Genomic DNA, 20614 nt, shown 5'->3' on the forward strand with positions numbered 1-20614 from the left:
TGCATACGGTTATTGAGCCAGCGACGGAGAATTGACGTTACTCGGTCGGACCGGCGGTTTGACAACGGGCGGTGCAGTTTGTGTGCCAGCACGCTTCAACGCCGCATCCGGGGTGGCATTGGCCGTGCCGGTACCGGTCAGGCTGCGACGCACATCCAGGTTGCGCGAGACCACCAGCACCACCCGGCGGTTACGGGCACGGCCTTCGACCGTGGCGTTATTGGCCACCGGCTGGAATTCACCGTAGCCCACCGACGCCAGACGCTGGGGGTTCACACCCTGCATCGCCAACATGCGCACGATGCTCGACGCGCGGGCCGAGGACAGTTCCCAGTTGGTCGGGTACTGCGCAGTGCTGATGGGGAAATTGTCGGTGAAGCCTTCCACGTGGATCGGGTTTTCAAACGGTTTGAGGATCAAAGCGACCTTGTCGATGATGGTGAACGCCTGGTCACTGGGCAATGCATCGGCACTGGCGAACAACAGGCTGGAGTTGAGTTCGATCTCCACCCACAACTCGTTGCCGCGTACGGTCATCTGATTGGAACTGATCAGGTCGCCAAAGGCGGCACTGATATCGTCGGCGATACTTTTGAGCGGGTCGCTGGTGCCGCCGATGCCTGCGGCGGTTTCATCACTGTCATTGACCAGAGGCTTGGCCGGGGTCACGGTCTTGGGCCGCTCTTCGCCGATGGGGATCGGCTTGAGCGCACGCTCGGTATCGTTGAACACGCCCACCAGCGCCTGGGAAATGATCTTGTACTTGCCTTCGTTGACCGACGAAATCGAATACATCACCACGAAAAACGCAAACAGCAAGGTGATGAAGTCCGCGTAGGACACCAGCCAGCGCTCGTGGTTGACATGTTCTTCAGGCTCGCGACGGCGACGGCTCACAGGCACTCCCCCCCACACACCCACCCCACTGTAGGAGCGAGCTTGCTCGCGAAAGACGTCAATACAGGCGCGGGCATTCTGGATGCACGCGGCGCTCTCAGGTTCTTCGTGAGCAAGCTCGCTCCTACGGGGATACGGGTGCTCATGTGCATCAATCCATGAAGCCCTGAAGCTTCAATTCGATGGAGCGCGGGTTTTCGCCCTCGGCAATCGACAGGATGCCTTCGAGCAGCATTTCGCGATAACGCGACTGGCGCATGGCAATCGACTTGAGCTTGCTGGCCACCGGCAGCAACACCAGGTTGGCACTGGCCACGCCGTAGATGGTCGCCACAAACGCCACGGCAATGCCGCTGCCCAGTTGCGAAGGGTCAGCCAGGTTGCCCATCACGTGGATCAGGCCCATCACCGCCCCGATAATGCCAATGGTCGGCGCGTAGCCGCCCATGCTTTCAAAGACTTTGGCCGCGTTGATATCACGGCTTTCCTGGGTGTAGAAATCCACTTCGAGGATGCTGCGGATCGCTTCCGGTTCGGCGCCATCGACCAACAGTTGCAGGCCTTTGCGCGCGTAGCTGTCAGGCTCGGCATCGGCCACGCCTTCCAGGCCCAGCAGGCCTTCCTTGCGGGCAGTGAGGCTCCAATTGACCACGCGGTCGATGCCGCCTGCCAGGTCGACCCGTGGCGGAAAAATGATCCACACCAAAATCTGCATGGCACGCTTGAACGAGCTCAGGGGCGACTGCAACAATGCCGCGCCCACGGTGCCACCGATCACGATCAGCGCTGCCGGGCCGTTGGCCAAGGCGCCGAGGTGGCCGCCTTCCAGGTAGTTGCCACCAATGATGGCGACAAATGCCATGGTGATGCCGATCAGGCTCAAGACATCCATCAGAGGCAGGCCTCCACCAGGTGCTTGCCGATGTCGTCCAGGCTGTAGACCGCATCGGCCAGGTCAGCCTTGACGATGGCCATGGGCATGCCATAGATCACACAGCTGGCTTCGTCCTGGGCCCAGATCGCGCTGCCGCCCTGCTTGAGCAGGCGCGCACCTTCACGGCCATCGGCGCCCATGCCGGTGAGCACCACCGCCAGAACTTTGTCGCCGTAGGACTTGGCCGCCGAACCGAAGGTGATATCCACGCACGGTTTGTAGTTCAGGCGCTCATCGCCCGGCAGGATTTTGATCGCGCCACGCCCGTCCACCATCATCTGCTTGCCGCCCGGCGCCAGCAGTGCCAGGCCAGGACGCAGGATGTCGCCATCCTCGGCTTCCTTGACGGTGATACGGCACAGCTTGTCCAGGCGCTCGGCGAAGGCTTTGGTGAACGCCGCCGGCATGTGTTGCACCAGCACAATCGGCGCCGGGAAGTTGGCCGGCAGTTGGGTCAGTACACGCTGCAAGGCCACCGGGCCGCCGGTGGAGGTGCCGATGGCGACCAGCTTGTAAGCCTTGCGCTTAGGCGCCGGCGAATGCGCACTCGGCGCTGCGGCGGCACGCACCGGTGCTACCGCCGGCCGGGCCACGGGCGCAGGGGCCGGGCGCGCAAACGAAGCGCTGGGCGCCGCCGCTGCGGGCGCAGGCGTAGGGGCTGGCGCAGGTGTACTGAACAGGCTGCGACGGTTACTGCGTGAGATGCTGTGCACCTTCTCGCACAGCATCTGTTTGACCTTGTCGGGGTTGCGCGAGATGTCTTCGAAATTCTTCGGCAAAAAATCCACCGCGCCGGCATCCAAGGCGTCGAGGGTCACCCGCGCGCCTTCGTGAGTCAGCGACGAGAACATCAATACCGGTGTGGGGCAGCGTTGCATGATGTGGCGCACGGCCGTGATGCCATCCATCATCGGCATCTCGTAGTCCATGGTGATCACGTCCGGCTTCAAGGCAATGGCTTGATCGATCGCCTCTTTGCCGTTGGTGGCCGTGCCGACCACTTGGATCGTTGGATCAGCGGAAAGAATTTCCGAGACGCGGCGGCGGAAGAAACCCGAATCGTCCACCACCAGGACCTTGACTGCCATAAACACTCCGTTAGGCGGGGCGGGCAGGACCGCCCTGCCCCACCAGAATCAAATACGCCGTGCGGCGTAACGCTTGAGCATGCTCGGAACATCGAGAATCAGTGCGATGCGACCGTCACCGGTAATGGTTGCGCCCGACATGCCCGGGGTGCCCTGCAGCATCTTGCCCAAAGGCTTGATCACCACTTCTTCCTGGCCCACCAGTTGGTCGACCACAAAGCCGATGCGCTGGGTACCCACGGACAGAATCACCACATGGCCTTCGCGTTGTTCTTCATGGGCGGCCGAGGCCACCAGCCAACGCTTGAGATAGAACAACGGCAACGCTTTGTCGCGCACGATCACCACTTCCTGGCCGTCCACCACGTTGGTGCGCGACAGGTCGAGGTGGAAGATCTCGTTGACGTTGACCAGCGGGAAGGCGAACGCCTGGTTGCCCAGCATCACCATCAGGGTCGGCATGATCGCCAGGGTCAACGGCACCTTGATGACGATCTTGGAGCCCTGGCCCTTGGTCGAGTAGATATTGATCGAGCCGTTGAGTTGGCTGATCTTGGTTTTCACCACGTCCATGCCCACGCCACGCCCGGACACGTCGGATATCTCGGTTTTGGTCGAAAAGCCCGGCGCAAAGATCAGGTTGTAGCACTCGGTGTCGGTCAGGCGGTCGGCGGCGTCCTTGTCCATCACGCCGCGCTTGACCGCGATATTGCGCAAGATGGTCGGGTCCATGCCTTTGCCGTCATCGGTGATCGACAGCAGGATGTGGTCGCCCTCTTGCTCCGCCGCCAAAATCACTTTGCCGTTGCGGGACTTGCCGGCGGCTTCGCGTTCTTCCGGGGTTTCTACGCCGTGGTCGACCGCGTTGCGCACCAAGTGGACCAGCGGGTCGGCCAGGGCCTCGACGAGGTTTTTGTCCAGGTCGGTTTCTTCGCCCACCAGTTCCAGGTTGATTTCTTTCTTGAGCTGGCGCGCCAGGTCGCGAACCAGGCGCGGGAAACGGCCGAAGACTTTCTTGATCGGCTGCATCCGCGTTTTCATCACCGCGGTTTGCAGGTCGGCGGTGACCACGTCGAGGTTCGACACGGCCTTCTGCATGGCTTCGTCGCCGCTGTTCAGGCCCAGGCGCACCAGGCGGTTACGCACCAGCACCAGTTCGCCCACCATGTTCATGATGTCGTCCAGGCGCGCGGTGTCCACACGCACAGTGGTTTCGGCTTCGCTGGCGGGTTTTTCCGCAGCTGCCGGGGCCGCTGCCCGCGCAGGGGCCGGGGCGGCGGCAGGTGCTGGCTTGGCAGCCGGCGCAGGTTTGGCAGCAACCGGTGCCGCAGTCGCTGGTGCTGCAACCTGGGCGGCAGCGGCCGGGGCCACTTCGCTGAACTTGCCTTTGCCATGCAGTTGGTCGAGCAGTGCCTCGAATTCGTGATCCGAGATCAGCCCGTCGCCGGCCGGTGCGGCACTGGCCGCTGGCGCAGCAGCGGCAGTGGCCGCCACCTCGGGCAGGGCTTCGGCCACAAAGGTGCCTTTGCCATGCAGTTGGTCGAGCAGTGCCTCGAATTCGTCGTCGGTAATGTCGGTGCTGGCGTTGCCAGCGGGTGCTTCTGACGCTGCGGCAGGCGGGGCCACGGCATCCGCCGCGAACTGGCCTTTGCCGTGCAACTGGTCGAGCAACGACTCGAATTCGGCGTCGGTGATGTCTTCGCTGCTCGGCGTCACGGCGGGCTGCACCGGCGCCTCAGCTTCGGCCTTGACCGCGCTGAGGGAGTTGAGCAGTTGTTCGAACTCGCTGTCGGTCACGTCCGGCTCGGCTTGCACCACCGGCTCCGGCGCGGCCTCGACCATCGGCGCAGCCGCGGCGTCGGCAGGTTCGGCCAGGCGCGCCAGGGCGGCCAGCAGTTCCGGGGTAGCCGCCGTGATCGGTGCACGTTCACGCACCTGGCTGAACATGCCGTTGACCGCATCCAGTGCTTCGAGAATCACGTCCATCAATTCCGAGTCAACGTGACGCTCACCCTTGCGCAGGATGTCGAAGACGTTCTCGGCGATGTGGCAGCACTCCACCAGCTCATGGAGCTGGAGGAAGCCGGCGCCCCCTTTTACAGTGTGAAAACCGCGAAAAATTGCATTGAGCAGGTTCGCATCATCCGGTCGGCTTTCCAGCTCGACCAGTTGTTCGGACAGTTGCTCTAGAATTTCGCCGGCCTCTACAAGGAAATCCTGAAGGATTTCTTCATCGGCGCCGAAGCTCATGTGGGTGCTCCTTAGAAGCCTAAACTGGATAACAGGTCATCTACGTCATCCTGACCTGACACAACGTCTTCACGTTTATCGGCATGAATCTGCGGACCTTCACCCTTGGCGAGATGTTTTTGTGGATCTTTTTCCGAGAGGATCGCTTCACGGTCATGTTCGATGCCGGCAAAACGATCGACCTGGCCGGCCATCAGCACCAATTTGAGCAAGTTGCTTTCCACTTCGGTGACCAACTGGGTCACGCGCTTGATCACCTGGCCGGTGAGGTCCTGGTAATCCTGGGCCAGCAGGATGTCGTTGAGGTTGCTGGCCACCGTGCGGTTTTCCTGTTCGCTGCGCGACAGGAACCCGTCAACGCGACGCGCCAATTCACGAAACTCTTCAGCACCGACTTCGCGGCGCATGAAGCGGCCCCAGTCCTGGCTCAAGGCCTGGGCTTCGGTGGCCATGCCATTGACCAGGGGCGTGGCATTTTCCACCAGGTCCATGGTGCGGTTGGCCGCCGCCTCAGTCAGCCTGACCACATAGGACAGGCGCTCAGTGGCATCAGTGATCTGGGAAATTTCTTCGGCCTGGGGCATGCGCGGGTCAATCTGGAAATTGACGATCGCACTGTGCAGCTCGCGTGTGAGCTTGCCCACTTCCTGGTACAGGCCGCGGTCACGGGTCTGGTTAAGCTCATGGATCAACTGCACCGCATCGGCGAACTGGCCTTTTTCCAGGCTGTCGACCAACTGGTGAGCATGTTTTTTCAGGGTCGACTCAAAGTCGCCCTGTGACGTTTCGTTATGCTCCATAGCTCCCCCGCGATGGCATTAGCCGTGGATGCGTTCGAAGATTTTCTCGATCTTCTCTTTCAAGGCCAGTGCCGTGAATGGCTTGACCACGTAACCGTTGACCCCGGCTTGGGCGGCTTCGATGATCTGTTCACGCTTGGCTTCGGCGGTCACCATCAGCACAGGCAGGCTGCGCAGTTTTTCATCGGCGCGCACGTGGCGCAGCAGGTCGATACCGGTCATGCCCGGCATGTTCCAGTCGGTTACCAGAAAGTCGATGCTCCCGCTGTTGAGAATCGGAATGGCCGTCAGGCCGTCATCCGCCTCGACCGTGTTGGTGAACCCAAGGTCACGCAACAGGTTTTTAATGATCCGCCGCATCGTTGAGAAGTCATCAACGATGAGGATTTTCATGTTCTTGTCCAATTCGACCTCCAAGCAGTCTTAAACGCGCCCAGCACCTGGACGCGCCATTTCAATCAACAGGCGTTACACAAAAAGGACTGCCCAGGGCACCACGGCACACAGCCGCGAAACCTTGCGATCTCACGGCAGCATCTGCAGTGCCCCCACACTGCCTGTCAGCGCGCGCGCCACTCGGCCAATCGCCCCCGCAAGCGGGCTGCGCACTGGCTATGCAACTGGCTGACACGCGATTCGCTGACCCCCAGGACCTCACCGATTTCCTTGAGGTTCAGCTCCTCGTCGTAGTACAGCGCCAGCACCAGCCGCTCACGCTCCGGCAAATTGGCGATTGCATCGGCCAACGCGCCCTGGAAACGTTCATCTTCCAGGTCGCGCGACGGCTCCGTATGCGCGCTCGCGCCGTCCTCGTGCAGCCCTTCGTGTTCGCCGTCCTGTAAAAGGTCGTCGAAACTGAACAGGCGGCTGCCCAAGGTATCGTTCAAAATCCCGTAGTAATCGTCGAGACTCAATTGGAGTTCGGCCGCAACTTCATGATCTTTAGCGTCACGACCGGTTTTTGCTTCAATTGCACGAATTGCATCACTGACCATGCGCGTATTGCGGTGTACCGAACGCGGCGCCCAATCGCCTTTACGCACTTCATCGAGCATCGCGCCACGGATACGGATACCCGCATACGTTTCGAAACTGGCACCCTTGCTGGCGTCGTATTTGGTCGAGACTTCAAGCAGGCCGATCATGCCGGCCTGGATCAAGTCTTCAACCTGCACACTCGCGGGCAGGCGCGCCAACAGGTGATAGGCAATGCGTTTGACCAACGGCGCATAGCGCTCGATCAATTCGCCCTGGCTGTCACGTGCCGACTTTTTGTAAAGGTTGTAGCCGCTGGATGTCATAGCACCGGTCCTGCGCTCGTCTGATGCACCAAACGCTCGACGAAAAACTCCAGATGCCCCCGCGGGTTGGCGGGCAACGGCCAGGTATCGACCTTCTGGGCAATGGCTTTGAACGCCAGTGCGCATTTCGAACGAGGGAACGCTTCATAGACCGCACGCTGCTTTTGCACGGCCTTGCGCACACACTCGTCATAGGGAACTGCGCCGACGTATTGTAAAGCCACATCGAGGAAGCGATCCGTGACCTTGGTCAACTTGGCGAACAGGTTGCGCCCTTCCTGCGGGCTCTGGGCCATGTTGGCCAACACGCGAAAGCGGTTCATGCCGTAGTCACGGTTAAGCAGTTTGATCAGCGCGTAGGCGTCGGTGATGGAAGTGGGTTCGTCGCACACCACCAGCAGCACCTCCTGCGCGGCGCGCACAAAGCTGACCACCGACTCGCCGATCCCGGCGGCGGTGTCGATCACCAGCACGTCGAGGTTATCGCCGATATCACTGAACGCCTGGATCAACCCGGCATGCTGCGCGGGGCTCAGGTGCACCATGCTCTGGGTACCCGAGGCCGCCGGCACGATGCGGATGCCACCGGGGCCCTGGAGCAGCACATCGCGCAGCTCACAGCGGCCCTCGATCACATCGGCCAGGGTATGTTTGGGTGTCAGCCCCAGGAGAACGTCCACGTTCGCCAAGCCCAGGTCAGCATCCAGCAGCATGACGCGACGGCCAAGCTCTGCCAGGGCCAGGGACAAATTCACTGACACGTTAGTTTTCCCGACGCCACCTTTGCCGCCGGTCACCGCGATCACCTGTACGGGATGCATGCTGCCCATTTTATTTCTTTACCTTGTCTTGCTTAGACGCAGGCTACATGGCTTGGCCGCGTGAATCGCTTGCAGACCATCGATGTAGGTACATTTCACGGTGTTCATCCTGCCTCAACCCACCCGTTTAGCCGGGTGGTGGTAAAGGTCGGCGAACATATCGGCCATCGCTTCCTCGCTAGGCTCGTCTTGCATTTGCACACTCACGGCACGGCTGACCAACTGATGACGGCGCGGCAGATGCAGATCATCCGGGATCCGCGGCCCGTCGGTGAGGTAGGCAACCGGTAATTCATGGCTGATGGCCAGGCTCAATACCTCGCCCAGGCTCGCGGTTTCGTCGAGCTTGGTGAGGATGCAGCCGGCCAGGCCGCAACGCTTGTAGCTGTGATAGGCAGCGGTAAGAACCTGTTTCTGGCTGGTGGTTGCAAGCACCAGGTAATTTTTCGACTTGATGCCACGCCCGGCCAGGCTTTCGAGCTGCATGCGCAGCGCTGGGTCGCTGGCTTGCAGGCCGGCGGTGTCGATCAGCACCACGCGCTTGCGCAGCAACGGCTCGAGGGCATTGGCCAGGGACTGGCCCGGGTCGACATGGGTTACCGGCACGTTGAGGATGCGGCCCAGGGTCTTGAGCTGCTCCTGGGCGCCGATGCGGTAGCTGTCCATGCTCACCAACGCGATATTCTGTGCGCCGTACTTAAGCACATAACGGGCGGCCAGCTTAGCCAGGGTGGTGGTCTTGCCCATGCCGGCGGGGCCGACCATGGCGATCACACCGCCCTCTTCCAAAGGTTCGATTTCCGGCGTGGCGATCATGCGCGCCAAATGCGCCAGCAACATGCGCCAGGCCTGGCGGGGTTCTTCGACTTCGGCGGTCAGGGCCAGCAGGTCGCGGGACAATGGGCCGGACAGGCCGATGCGTTGCAGGCGACGCCACAGGTTGGCTTGCTGGGGCTTGCTGCCTTGCAGTTGGGTCCAGGCCAGCGAGCCCAGCTGCACTTCGAGCAATTCACGCAGGCCGTTGAGTTCAAAACGCATCGAGTCGATCACACGCTGGTCCACTGCGGCGGCCGGGGCAGGCGCTGCAGGACGCGGCGGTTCGACAAAGGTGGGTTCAACCAGAGGCTCAGCGGCGGTCAGCGGCAGGCCGGCGAACAACTGGCGATTGGTGCTGGCATCGCTGTCACCGCGCATGCTCAGTTCAGCCTGGGCCGACACAATGCGCGAGGCAGTCTTGCGCAGCTCGTCTTCGAGTTCCATGTTCGGCACGCGCGGGGCCAGCGCCTGGGGCGTGTAATCCAGGGCAGCCGTCAGCTCGACACCGCCGGCAATCCGACGGTTACCGATAATCGCGGCATCGGCGCCCAGCTCATCGCGGACCAACTTCATGGCCTGACGCATATCGGCGGCGAAAAAACGCTTAACTTGCATAACCCACTACCTCAGCCATTGGGCCCAACTGTCGCGACGATAGTCACTTGCTTATTGTCAGGAATTTCCTGGTAAGCCAATACGTGCAAATTCGGTACAGCCAGGCGTCCAAACCGCGACAACATCGCGCGAACCGGGCCAGCCACCAGCAGGATCACCGGGTTGCCCTGCATTTCCTGGCGCTGTGCGGCGTCGATCAACGAACGCTGCAGCTTTTCAGCCATGCTTGGCTCCAGTAAAACGCCCTCTTCCTGGCCTTGCCCTGCCTTCTGAATACTATTGAGCAATATTTGTTCCAACCTGGGTTCCAAGGTGATCACAGGCAGCTCGGACTCAGTCCCTACAATGCTTTGCACGATTGCGCGGGACACGCCGACACGCACCGCCGCCACCAGAGCGGCAGTATCTTGACTCTTGGCGGCATTGTTGGCGATGGCCTCGGCAATGCTGCGAATGTCGCGCACGGGCACCTGTTCGGCCAAGAGCGCTTGCAACACCTTGAGCAACTGCGACAGCGACAGCACGCCCGGCACCAGTTCTTCGGCCAGTTTTGGCGACGATTTGGCCAGCAAGCCCATCAATTGCTGGACTTCCTCGTGGCCGATCAATTCGTGGGAGTGCTTGTAGAGAATCTGGTTGAGGTGCGTGGCGACCACGGTGCTGGCATCCACCACGGTGTAACCGAGGGACTGCGCCTGGCTGCGCTGGCTGACTTCGATCCACACCGCTTCCAGGCCGAAAGCCGGATCTTTGGCGGTAATGCCGTTGAGCGTACCGAACACTTGGCCGGGGTTGATCGCCAGTTCACGGTCCGGGTAGATCTCGGCTTCGGCCAGGATCACCCCCATCAGGGTCAGGCGATAGGCGCTAGGGGCCAGGTCGAGGTTGTCGCGGATATGCACGGTGGGCATCAGGAAACCCAGGTCCTGGGACAGCTTCTTGCGCACGCCCTTGATTCGCGCCAGCAGTTGCCCGCCCTGGTTGCGGTCCACCAACGGGATCAGGCGGTAGCCGACTTCCAGGCCGATCATGTCGATCGGGGTCACATCGTCCCAGCCCAGTTCCTTGGTTTCCTGGGCGCGGGCCGGGGATGGCAGCAGATCCTGCTGGCGGGCAATCTCTTGCTGGGCCTGGACCTTGACCGCGTTCTGCTTTTTCCAGAACAGGTAAGCTGCGCCGCCAGCCAGGGCCGCCATGCTCAGGAACGAGAAGTGGGGCATACCCGGCACGATGCCCATGATCGCCATGATGCCCGCCGCCACGGCCAGGGCCTTGGGCGAGGCGAACATCTGACGGCTGATCTGCTTGCCCATGTCTTCGGAGCCCGAAGCACGGGTGACCATGATCGCCGCCGCTGTGGATAACAACAGTGATGGCAATTGCGCCACTAAACCGTCACCAATGGTCAGCAAGGCGTACACCTTGCCGGCATCGCCGAAGGTCATGCCGTGTTGGAAGATACCGACCGCCATGCCGCCAATCAGGTTGATAAACAGAATCAACAGGCCGGCGATGGCGTCGCCGCGCACAAATTTGCTGGCGCCGTCCATGGAGCCGTAGAACTCGGCTTCCTGGGCGACTTCCGCACGGCGCGACTTGGCCTGGTTCTGGTCAATCAGGCCAGCATTGAGGTCGGCGTCGATGGCCATTTGCTTGCCAGGCATCGCATCCAGGGTAAACCGCGCACTCACCTCGGAAATCCGCCCGGCGCCCTTGGTCACCACCACGAAGTTGATGATCATCAGGATCGCGAACACCACGATACCGACCACGTAGTTACCGCCGATCACCACCTCACCGAAGGCCTGGATCACCTTACCGGCGGCGGCGTGGCCGTCCTGGCCGTGGAGCATCACCACCCGCGTGGAGGCCACGTTCAACGCCAGGCGCAGCAGGGTCGCCACCAGCAGAATCGTCGGGAATACCGCGAAGTCCAGCGGACGCAGGGCGTACACGCACACCAGCAACACCACCACGGACAGGGCAATGTTGAAGGTAAAGAACACATCGAGCAGAAACGGCGGCATCGGCAACATCATCATTGCCAGCATCACCAGCAACAACAACGGCACACCCAGATTGCCCCGCGACAGGTCAGTCAGGGTGCCACGGGCCGTGTTGAGCATTTGAGAGCGATCTACCACCGGTATTCCTCGGGTCCTTGAAGCAAAGTTTTGACGCTGGAGGGCGACTTGGAGGCGGGGGTGCAAGAAGCCTTCCAACTTTGGTTTTGGGACGAGCCGATTCAAGTGTGGGAGCTGGCTTGCCTGCGATTGCGGTGGGCCAGTCACTGAGATACTGGCTGTGAGTCGGTCATCGCAGGCAAGCCAGCTCCCACAGTTGCATTTGTGTGTACCTCGGGTATCGAGGAAATTTCCGATAAGGATTTGGGGTTGCCCCTAGGAAACTCGCTCTCTAGTCTCCGTACACCGCTGCAAACGCAGCGGACGGGCGTCGCGGCCCGGATTACCTAGGAGCAAAAGCACCATCTCCCTTTCAGTAAAAGGAGCTTCACAGTGATCAAACACGCCCCAAATTCCCCCACCCGGCTGTTTACCGTAGCCGACGGCATCAGCACCGAAAACCTGCTGGTCAACCTCAGTGAAACACTTGCTTCGGCCAATGCGCTGAGCTGCGACCTGGCCTTTGACCTGGAAGGTTCGAAACGAGAGGAATTGCTCGGTGTTGCGCAGTTGATCGAACTGGCGCAGTTACTGGCTGATCGCCTGCACCTTGGCGCCGCAATGGCGGGCAGAGCAAGCAGCGCATAGTACGGGACAAGGGTGGGAGCTGGCTTGCCTGCAATCTGGTGTGTCAGGCACCAGGATATTGGCTGTGAGTCAGCCATCGCAGGCAAGCCAGCTCCCACATGTGATCCAGTTTTTAAACTGGCCGCACATTCTCAGCGTGAGGGCCTTTTGACCCTTGCACGATGTCAAATTCTACTTTTTGGTTTTCCTCCAGGGTTTTGTGCCCCTGCAACTGGATTGCCGAGTAATGGACGAAAACGTCATCCCCTCCATCCTCCTGAGCAATAAAGCCAAACCCCTTCTCCGCGTTAAACCATTTCACGGTACCCATTGCCATTGCCATTGCCGCTCTCCTTACCCTTACTCAGAACCCAACCCACCCCGGTGATGCACCCTGACGGGCAACGCATAGATGCCCTTGGGCCGATGGACCATTTGAAACCTCAGACGCTTACCCACCGACAGCGCGGTGCAGCGCCAATCCTTGCGATTGATAAATACCTCTTCTGTCCCGTCATCCAGCCCGATCAGCCAATCGCCCCTGATCCAGTCATAGGATTTGACAGTCCCTGTAGCCACCTTCAATCCCGCTCTCCCTGCCTCTCGTTAACTACATACGTGCAGTGTTTGGTTCAGTCATAGAACAACGGGGAACGTGCTTTGGCTACTGTCAGAGTTGACAGGTAGACGCGAGCTGCCGATAGGTGCTAGCGGTGGCGCAGCAGACGATTCATGCATCCAATGTTTTTTTGCGCTTGCGGGGTTTTCGCGGCTTGGGAAGGGGGGGTGGAACGTCACCGCGTTGAGCGCCTGTCGACTGAACGGCAACCTCGTTGCCATCGCGATCCCGGGCAATAAAGCCGATGCCTTTGACCGCATCGAACCACCTGACCGTACCCCTATCCATCACCGCCTCCCGAGCCGCGCACGGTTGCGCGTCTCATCGCTGTATCAAACAGTGAAGGCGGCGTAATGGCTACTGTCAAAGTTGACAGGTAAACAGCCCTCTCTGTAGGAGCGTTCAGGAATCGCGACGCAGGTCCGGCGGAATCGGTAGATCCTTGAGCGGATCAGGCCGCTTGCCCTTGCCGGCGCGGTATTGGCGGATCTGGTAAACGTAGGCCAGTACCTGGGCAACGGCCAGGTACAAGCCGGCCGGGATTTCCTGGTCCAGATCGGTGGAGTAGAAAATCGAGCGCGCCAATGCTGGCGACTCCAATAACAGAATGTCGTTGGCCACCGCGATTTCGCGGATTTTCAACGCGGTAAAGTCGCTGCCCTTGGCCAGCAGCATCGGCGCGCCGCCCTTCTCGGGATCGTACTTGAGGGCCACGGCGTAGTGGGTCGGGTTGGTGATGATCACGTCGGCGTCGGGCACCGAGGCCATCATCTTGCGCTGGGACATTTCCCGCTGCAGCTGGCGGATGCGTTGCTTGACCTCGGGACGGCCTTCCTGGTCCTTGTGCTCGTCGCGCACTTCCTGCTTGGTCATCAGCAGTTTCTTGTGGCTTTCCCACAGCTGGATCGGCGCATCCACGGCGGCGATCAGGATCAGCCCGAGGGCCATCCACAGCGCGCTCCAGCCCACCACCTGCACGCTGTGGATGATCGCCGACTCCAGCGGCTCATGGGCGATGCGCAGCAAATCGTCGATGTCGGACGACAACACCGCCAAGGCCACGAACAGAATCAGGAAAAACTTGGCCAGGGCCTTGAGCAATTCAATCAGGGCCTTGGCAGAGAACATGCGCTTGAGCCCCGCCCCCGGGTTCATGCGGCTGAACTTGGGCGCCATGCTGCCCGCGGCAAACAGCCAACCGCCGAGGGCCACCGGGCCGATCAGCGCGGCCAGCAGCAAGGTGATCAAGATCGGCTGCACCGCCAGCAGCGCGTTTTTGCCCGGGTGCAGCAGGTACTGGGCCATGGCATCGGGGTTGAGCAACACTTCGCGCGGCAAGCTGAAGTTGTGTTTCATCATCTCCAGCAGGTCCAGCGCCAGGCCACCGCCGTAGATCAGCAAGGCGCCTGCGCCGGCGATCATGGTGGCAAAGGTGTTGAGCTCTTTGGAGCGCGCGATCTCGCCCTTTTCCCTGGAGTCCTTTTTACGTTTCTCCGTGGGGTCTTCTGTTTTGTCCTGACCACTCTCGCTCTCGGCCATGGCTCAGCGCGCCCGTGCCAGGTCACGTAAGAACTGCAAGGCGTCGGTCGCCAGCGGTTGATACTGATTGAGAATGTCAGCCAGGCCGACCCAGAAAATCCCCATACCCAACACCAGGGTGAGCGGGAAACCAATCGAGAAGATGTTCAGTTGCGGCGCCGCACGGGTCATCACGCCAAAGGCAATATTGACCACCAGCAGCGCCGTGATCGCCGGCAACACCAGCAACAGCGCCGCGCCCAGCACCCAACCGAGGCGCCCCACCAGCTCCCAGAAATGGTTGACCACCAACCCCGAGCCCACCGGCAAGGTGGTGAAGCTTTCGGTCAAGACTTCGAACGCCACCAGGTGACCGTTCATGGCCAGAAACAGCAAGGTCACCAGCATGGTCAGGAACTGCCCGATCACCGCCGCCGACACGCCGTTGGTGGGGTCGACCATGGACGCGAAGCCCATGCCCATCTGGATCGAAATAATTTGCCCGGCGACCACGAAAGCCTGGAAAAACAGGGTCAGGGAAAACCCCAGCATGGCGCCGATCAGAATCTGTTCGGCGATCAGCAGCAAGGCACTCAGGTCGAGGGCGTTCACCGGCGGCATCGGCGGCAGGCCAGGCACGATCACCACGGTGATCGCCACCGCGAAATACAGGCGCACACGACGCGGTACCAACGTGGTGCCAAACACCGGCATGGCCATCAGCATGGCCGTGACGCGAAACAGCGGCAGGATGAACGAGGCCACCCAGGTACTGATCTGGGTGTCGGTCAAGGCCAGCAAGGATTGCATCGGCTCAGCCGATCAACTGCGGAATACTGCCGTACAACTGCAGGATGTATTCCATGAAGGTTTGCACCAGCCACGGGCCGGCGACAATCAGGGTCACCAGCATCACCAGCAGGCGCGGCAGGAAGCTTAAGGTCTGTTCGTTGATCTGGGTGGCGGCCTGGAACATCGCCACCAGCAGGCCCACCAACAGGCTCGGCACCACCAGCACGGCGACCATCAGGGTGGTCAGCCACAGCGCTTCACGGAACAGGTCGACAGCGACTTCTGGCGTCATAGCGCTATACCCCTCCGAAACTGCCGGCCAAGGTGCCAATAATCAGCGCCCAGCCGTCCACCAGCACAAACAGCATGATCTTGAACGGCAGCGAGATGATCAACGGCGACAGCATCATCATACCCATGGCCATCAACACGCTCGCCACCACCAGGTCGATGATCAGGAACGGGATGAAGATCATGAAGCCGATCTGGAACGCGGTCTTCAGTTCGGAGGTGACAAACGCCGGCACCAGAATAGTCAGCGGCGCCTGGTCCGGGGTGGCGATGTCGGTGCGCTTGGACAGGCGCATGAACAGCTCAAGGTCGCTGGAGCGGGTTTGCGACAGCATGAAGTCCTTGATCGGGCCCTGGGCCTTGTCGATCGCATCCTGGGCCGTGAGTTTTTCCGCCAGATAAGGTTGCAGGGCTTGCTGGTTCACCTTGTCGAACACCGGCGCCATGATGAACAGCGTCAAAAACAGCGCCATGCCGGTGAGGATCTGGTTCGACGGTGTCTGCTGCAGGCCCAGGGCCTGGCGCAGGATCGAGAAGACGATGATGATCCGCGTAAAGCTGGTCATCAGCATGACGAACGCCGGGATAAAACTCAGCGCCGTCATGATCAGCAGGATCTGCAGGCTGACCGAATATTCCTGCGCGCCCGCCGCATTAGTGCCCAGGGTGATCGCCGGGATCGACAACGGGTCGGCGCCCAGGGCCATCGGCGCGGCCAGCAACAGCATGAGCGTCAACAAAACGCGCATTACTTCTTATCCTTCTGATCCTTGCCCAGCAACTCCATCAGGCGCTGGGCGAATTCTGGCGTGGCGGCTTCGGTCTTGACCGCGTCCACCGGGGTCTTGAGTACATGCAGCGGGGTGATGCGGCCGGGGGTGATGCCGAGCAGGATCTGCTCCTCGCCCACCTGCACCAGCACCAGCCGGTCACGCGGGCCGAGGGCGCGCGAGCCCACCAGCTCGATCACCTGGCCGTTGCCCGGGCCGATGCGCTGCACGCGGCGCATCAACCAGGCCAGCACGAAGATCAGGCCGATCACCAGCAACAGGCCCCGCACCAGTTGCGTCAACTGCCCGCCGACGCTGCCGACCGCTGGCGCCGCAGCCACCTGCGCCACCGGCTCAGCCGCCAGGGCGCTCAATGGCAGCGCCAGCAACAGTCCCGCCATCGAGTACTTCATCTCAGCGCAACTTCTTGATGCGTTCGCTCGGGCTAATCACGTCGGTCAGGCGGATGCCGAACTTCTCGTTGACCACCACCACCTCGCCATGGGCAATCAGGGTGCCGTTGACCAGCACGTCCAACGGCTCGCCGGCCAGACGGTCCAGCTCGATCACCGAACCCTGGTTGAGCTGCAACAGGTTGCGGATGTTGATTTCGGTGCTGCCCACTTCCATGGAAATCGACACCGGGATGTCGAGGATCACATCCAGGTTCGGGCCGTCGAGGCTCACCGGGTCGTTGTTCTTCGGCACGCTGCCGAATTCTTCCATAGCCAGACGGTTGCCGGCCGGCGCGGTGGCGGCGTCGGCGGCCAGCAGCGCGTCGATGTCGTCCTGGCCAACATCGCCGGTTTCTTCCAGGGCCGCAGCCCACTCGTCAGCCAGGGCCTGGTCTTCGGCGGAAGTGTTTTCGTGTTCGGTAGCCATTACATGTCCTCGGCGCAGCAAACAATCATGAATTAGGGTTGAATCAGCGGCGGTTGATCGGCTCAACCACTTGCAGCGCCAGGTTGCCTTTGTGGGAACCGAGCTTGACCTTGAATGACGGCACGCCGTTGGCGCGCATGATCAACTCTTGCGGCAAGTCGACGGGGATGATGTCCCCTGGCGCCATGTGCAAAATGTCCCGCAGGCGCAACTGGCGGCGGGCCACGGTGGCGCTCAGCGGCACATCGACGTCCAGCAGGTCTTCGCGCAGGGCCTTGACCCAGCGTTCGTCCTGGTCGTCGAGGTCGGACTGGAAGCCGGCGTCGAGCATTTCGCGCACCGGTTCGATCATCGAATAAGGCATGGTCACGTGCAGGTCGCCGCCGCCGCCATCGAGTTCGATGTGGAAGGTCGACACCACAATGGCTTCGCTGGGGCCGACGATGTTGGCCATGGCCGGGTTCACTTCCGAGTTGATGTACTCGAAGTTGACTTCCATGATCGCCTGCCAGGCTTCCTTCAAGTCGATGAAGGCCTGCTCCAGCACCATGCGTACCACCCGCAGTTCGGTGGGGGTGAACTCACGCCCTTCGATCTTGGCGTGACGGCCGTCGCCACCGAAGAAGTTGTCCACCAGCTTGAACACCAGCTTGGCGTCGAGGATGAACAGCGCAGTGCCGCGCAACGGCTTGATCTTGACAAGGTTGAGGCTGGTGGGCACGTACAGCGAGTGCACGTATTCACCGAACTTCATCACTTGCACACCGCCCACGGCCACGTCCGCCGAGCGGCGCAGCATGTTGAACATGCTGATGCGGGTGTAGCGGGCAAAGCGTTCGTTGATCATCTCCAGGGTCGGCATGCGTCCCCGCACGATGCGATCCTGGCTGGTCAGGTCATAACTTTTGACGCTGCCGGGTTCGGCAGCCATTTCGGTCTGTACCAGACCATCGTCCACGCCATGCAACAGCGCGTCGATTTCATCCTGGGACAGCAGGTCTTGCACGGCCATGTCGTGATCCTACTGCAATACGAAGTTAGTGAAGAGCGCCTGCTCGACCACGACTTTGCCGAGTTCTTTCTGGGCCACTTCCTGCACGCTGGCAGTGACCTTCTGGCGCAGCATTTCCTGGCCGACTGGCGTGGCCAGGCTGTCGAAGCTCTGCCCGGAGAACAGCATCACCAGGTTGTTGCGGATCACCGGCATATGCACCTTGAGGGCATCCAGGTCCGCCTGGTTGCGCGCCAGCAAGGTGATGCTCACCTGCAGGTAGCGTTGACGACCATTCTGGTTGTAATTGGCGACAAAGGCCGGAAGCATCTGCTCGAAGATTGCCGGTTGCTTGACGTTCGCGGCGGTTTCGGCGGCGGGCGCCGGTTTGCTCGCACTGCTGTGCATGATGTACCAGGTGCCGCCCACCGAGGCACCGATGGCCAGAAGCAGGCCCAGCACAATCAACAGGATCAGCTTGAGCTTGCCTTTGCCTGCGGGGGGAGTTGCTGCGTCGTCACTCTTCGCCATGCCAATAATCCGTCACTATTCGGGGATTCGTAGATCTATGGCAAGGCAAGAGCAAGTGTTATGCCAGAGTTGGCTTAGGCCAAGACAACCGAAATCAAATGTGGGAGCTGGCTTGCCTGCGATGGCGGTGGGTCAGTGCACATGTGTGTCACTGTTCCACCGCCATCGCAGGCAAGCCAGCTCCCACACTGAGCGGGTTTGAGCAGGAAGTCAGGCGTAGTAGTCGACCGCGCTGGAGCCGATCACGCTCTGGCTCACTGGCGCCGCCACCTCGGCCACGTCCACAGGGCCACCGGCGTCGCCGCTGTCAGTACGCCTGCCGCTGCCACTGACGCCCCGCGCCTGGCCCTGCTGTTGCTGCTGCTCCTGGCCCCGTGACTGGTCGGACACGTTCACATCCACCTGCCCCATGCCCTGCTGGGCAAACATCTCCCGCAAGCGCCCAGACTGGCTTTCCAGCGCTTCACGCACCACCGCATGGCCGCTCATGAAGTTGACCTGGGCTTGCTGGTCCGCCGTCATATTGACCTTGATATCCAAGCGCCCCAGTTCAGCGGGCTGCAACTGGATCTCGGCCGACTTGAGGTTGGCGCTGGACAGGTACATCACGCGGTTGACCACCTCTTCGGTCCAGCCGCTCTGGTGCATGGCCAGGGGCGCGTTGGTGACGGGCGGCAAGGCATTCGCGGTTTTCGGCGTGGCCGCCTGGGTCAGCGCAGCCAGGCGGTTGGCGAAGTCATCCACACGGGTGTCGCTGCTGGCGTTCTTGAGGTCCTTGAGGCCGTCATCAATCAGCGCGCCGAAGGCCTTGTCGCCCCCCTGGTCGGTGCTGTCCTTGGTGGCTTGCTGGTCAACCATGTTGGCCAGGCCGGCGGCAAAGCTCTGCGCGGCAGTCGGCTGGTCCTGAGTGGTGGGCGCGGCTTTCTGCGGCGCCTGGCTGCTGGCCGAGACGTGTCCGCCCTGCTCCATCGCCAGGCGCACGGCCGGCATCGAATCCAGGGGATCAGCCTGCGGGTCGAAGGCCGGCTGCTTGGGCTCCTCGGTCACAGCAATGAGCGGCTGGGCGTTGTCATCTGCGGCAGTAACGGCAGGCGCTTGTACGGGCACAGGGACCGCCACGGGCGTCACGGCGGCGACCAGCGCCGGGTCGGCCACCGGTTGCTGCGCCAGGGACGGGTCGGCAGGTTGCTCACCCTCACTGTCAGCGTGGTCGTCGCTCTTGGCCGGCTTGGCAGGCAAGGGATTGCCGCTATCGGCAACCGCGGGCGCGCTGGCGGCAGGTTTATCGCTGCCGGTGGCCGGTTTGGCGCTGGCATCAGACGCCTTGTCGCGCACCGGCTTGGCCGGCGCGTCGTCGCTCCTGGCCTGCGGCTTGGTAGCTTGCTTGGCAAACACTTGAGCGAAGCCAGCGCCCTTGTCCCGCGGGGCCGCTGGCGCTACCGCAGGCGTGGCGGCCGGCGCCTGAGGCTTGGCCGCGGTGGCAGCCTGAAGGAGCGAATTGGGGGCGACTGGCATAAGTAAGGGTCTCCACTGCATGGGGTCGGGGATGCAGTCTGTGGAGTTAGAGCAAGAGTCGGGCCAAGTCAGGCCGATAAAATATCAAACCCCAGAAAACCGCTCCCGCTCATGCTCATACAGCGGGCGCACCAGCGCAAACTCATGATCAATCTGATCCACCAACGCCCCCAAGTCCGAAGCATGCTTGATGGACGCTGTCTCCAAGCGCTGACACAACTTCGCCAACCGTACCGCCCCGAGATTGCAGCTGCTGCCCTTGAAACTATGCGCTATCTGCCCCAACGCCTTGGCGTCGTCCCGCGCCTTGCGCAACGCGTTGACGCGTTCTTCAGAGTCAGTCAGAAAGGTGTCCAGCAGCATGGGGTACTCGCCCTCCATGACTTCCTGTAAATCCGATAATACCTTGGTGTCCAAATGATGCTCAGCCACT

The 20614-nt window shown here is 61.4% G+C and carries 22 protein-coding genes; 1 reads left to right on the top strand and 21 read right to left on the bottom strand.

What is annotated here, in order from left to right; all coding sequences use genetic code 11:
- Window positions 1-9: 9 nt before the first annotated feature.
- The 10 genes from motD to flhA form a co-directional block, all read right to left on the bottom strand.
- On the bottom strand, window positions 10-897 hold the full coding sequence (gene motD / locus CER19_RS14770; protein ID WP_116666951.1) for a flagellar motor protein MotD: 888 nt from the start codon (window positions 895-897) through the stop codon (window positions 10-12).
- A 151-nt stretch (window positions 898-1048) separates the two neighbouring features.
- The gene (locus tag CER19_RS14775) at window positions 1049-1789 is read right to left on the bottom strand and encodes a flagellar motor protein (RefSeq protein WP_003192902.1); all 741 of its coding nucleotides are present in this window, start codon (window positions 1787-1789) and stop codon (window positions 1049-1051) included.
- Complete coding sequence (locus CER19_RS14780) at window positions 1789-2919, bottom strand: chemotaxis response regulator protein-glutamate methylesterase (RefSeq protein ID WP_116666952.1); 1131 nt, start codon at window positions 2917-2919, stop codon at window positions 1789-1791. Before CER19_RS14780 ends, CER19_RS14775 begins: the two co-directional genes overlap by 1 nt.
- A 48-nt stretch (window positions 2920-2967) precedes the next feature.
- Window positions 2968-5169, bottom strand: coding sequence for a chemotaxis protein CheA (locus tag CER19_RS14785; protein WP_116666953.1), 2202 nt, complete (start codon window positions 5167-5169; stop codon window positions 2968-2970).
- Between the two features lie 11 nt (window positions 5170-5180).
- Window positions 5181-5969: a protein phosphatase CheZ gene (locus tag CER19_RS14790; RefSeq protein ID WP_003192906.1), complete on the bottom strand. Its 789-nt coding sequence runs from the start codon at window positions 5967-5969 to the stop codon at window positions 5181-5183.
- Window positions 5970-5987: 18 nt separating this feature from the next.
- A complete protein-coding gene (locus CER19_RS14795; RefSeq protein ID WP_003192908.1) occupies window positions 5988-6362 on the bottom strand; it encodes a chemotaxis response regulator CheY in 375 nt (124 codons plus the stop codon).
- A 167-nt stretch (window positions 6363-6529) separates the two neighbouring features.
- A complete protein-coding gene (gene fliA / locus CER19_RS14800; protein WP_003192909.1) occupies window positions 6530-7270 on the bottom strand; it encodes an RNA polymerase sigma factor FliA in 741 nt (246 codons plus the stop codon).
- Window positions 7267-8100, bottom strand: coding sequence for a flagellar synthesis regulator FleN (gene fleN, locus CER19_RS14805; protein ID WP_003192912.1), 834 nt, complete (start codon window positions 8098-8100; stop codon window positions 7267-7269). The genes fliA and fleN overlap by 4 nt, the downstream gene beginning before the upstream one ends.
- Before the next feature lie 105 nt (window positions 8101-8205).
- The gene (flhF, locus tag CER19_RS14810) at window positions 8206-9522 is read right to left on the bottom strand and encodes a flagellar biosynthesis protein FlhF (protein ID WP_019818351.1); all 1317 of its coding nucleotides are present in this window, start codon (window positions 9520-9522) and stop codon (window positions 8206-8208) included.
- 11 nt (window positions 9523-9533) lie between these two features.
- The gene (gene flhA, locus CER19_RS14815) at window positions 9534-11648 is read right to left on the bottom strand and encodes a flagellar biosynthesis protein FlhA (protein WP_116666954.1); all 2115 of its coding nucleotides are present in this window, start codon (window positions 11646-11648) and stop codon (window positions 9534-9536) included.
- 390 nt (window positions 11649-12038) lie between these two features.
- On the opposite strand from flhA, the gene CER19_RS14820 reads away from it, so the two are divergent.
- On the top strand, window positions 12039-12293 hold the full coding sequence (locus CER19_RS14820) for a DUF6124 family protein (RefSeq protein ID WP_116666955.1): 255 nt from the start codon (window positions 12039-12041) through the stop codon (window positions 12291-12293).
- Window positions 12294-12405: 112 nt separating this feature from the next.
- Here the strand turns inward: CER19_RS14820 and CER19_RS14825 are convergent, their stop codons facing one another.
- The 11 genes from CER19_RS14825 to CER19_RS14885 form a co-directional block, all read right to left on the bottom strand.
- Window positions 12406-12609, bottom strand: coding sequence for a cold-shock protein (locus tag CER19_RS14825; protein WP_116667127.1), 204 nt, complete (start codon window positions 12607-12609; stop codon window positions 12406-12408).
- Between the two features lie 684 nt (window positions 12610-13293).
- Window positions 13294-14430 (bottom strand): flagellar biosynthesis protein FlhB, encoded by a 1137-nt coding sequence (gene flhB / locus CER19_RS14840; protein ID WP_116666958.1) that lies wholly within the window; start codon window positions 14428-14430, stop codon window positions 13294-13296.
- A gap of 3 nt (window positions 14431-14433) precedes the next feature.
- The gene (gene fliR / locus CER19_RS14845; RefSeq protein WP_057700899.1) at window positions 14434-15219 is read right to left on the bottom strand and encodes a flagellar biosynthetic protein FliR; all 786 of its coding nucleotides are present in this window, start codon (window positions 15217-15219) and stop codon (window positions 14434-14436) included.
- Window positions 15220-15223: 4 nt separating this feature from the next.
- Window positions 15224-15493: a flagellar biosynthesis protein FliQ gene (gene fliQ, locus CER19_RS14850; protein ID WP_003192936.1), complete on the bottom strand. Its 270-nt coding sequence runs from the start codon at window positions 15491-15493 to the stop codon at window positions 15224-15226.
- 4 nt (window positions 15494-15497) lie between these two features.
- Window positions 15498-16241: a flagellar type III secretion system pore protein FliP gene (gene fliP / locus CER19_RS14855; RefSeq protein ID WP_003192937.1), complete on the bottom strand. Its 744-nt coding sequence runs from the start codon at window positions 16239-16241 to the stop codon at window positions 15498-15500.
- Window positions 16241-16675, bottom strand: coding sequence for a flagellar biosynthetic protein FliO (gene fliO, locus CER19_RS14860; RefSeq protein ID WP_116666959.1), 435 nt, complete (start codon window positions 16673-16675; stop codon window positions 16241-16243). Before fliO ends, fliP begins: the two co-directional genes overlap by 1 nt.
- Window position 16676: 1 nt before the next feature.
- On the bottom strand, window positions 16677-17144 hold the full coding sequence (fliN, locus tag CER19_RS14865; protein WP_003192941.1) for a flagellar motor switch protein FliN: 468 nt from the start codon (window positions 17142-17144) through the stop codon (window positions 16677-16679).
- A gap of 43 nt (window positions 17145-17187) precedes the next feature.
- Complete coding sequence (gene fliM / locus CER19_RS14870) at window positions 17188-18156, bottom strand: flagellar motor switch protein FliM (RefSeq protein ID WP_003192943.1); 969 nt, start codon at window positions 18154-18156, stop codon at window positions 17188-17190.
- A gap of 9 nt (window positions 18157-18165) precedes the next feature.
- Complete coding sequence (fliL, locus tag CER19_RS14875; protein WP_116666960.1) at window positions 18166-18666, bottom strand: flagellar basal body-associated protein FliL; 501 nt, start codon at window positions 18664-18666, stop codon at window positions 18166-18168.
- A gap of 210 nt (window positions 18667-18876) precedes the next feature.
- Entirely contained in the window at window positions 18877-20181 is a 1305-nt protein-coding gene (locus CER19_RS14880; RefSeq protein ID WP_116666961.1) for a flagellar hook-length control protein FliK, read from the bottom strand.
- Between the two features lie 84 nt (window positions 20182-20265).
- Complete coding sequence (locus CER19_RS14885; RefSeq protein ID WP_116666962.1) at window positions 20266-20613, bottom strand: Hpt domain-containing protein; 348 nt, start codon at window positions 20611-20613, stop codon at window positions 20266-20268.
- Window position 20614 lies beyond the last annotated feature (1 nt).

Origin of the sequence: Pseudomonas sp. GL93 (genome assembly GCF_003408955.1) — a bacterium.
In the GTDB taxonomy this organism is placed as follows: domain Bacteria; phylum Pseudomonadota; class Gammaproteobacteria; order Pseudomonadales; family Pseudomonadaceae; genus Aquipseudomonas; species Aquipseudomonas paracarnis.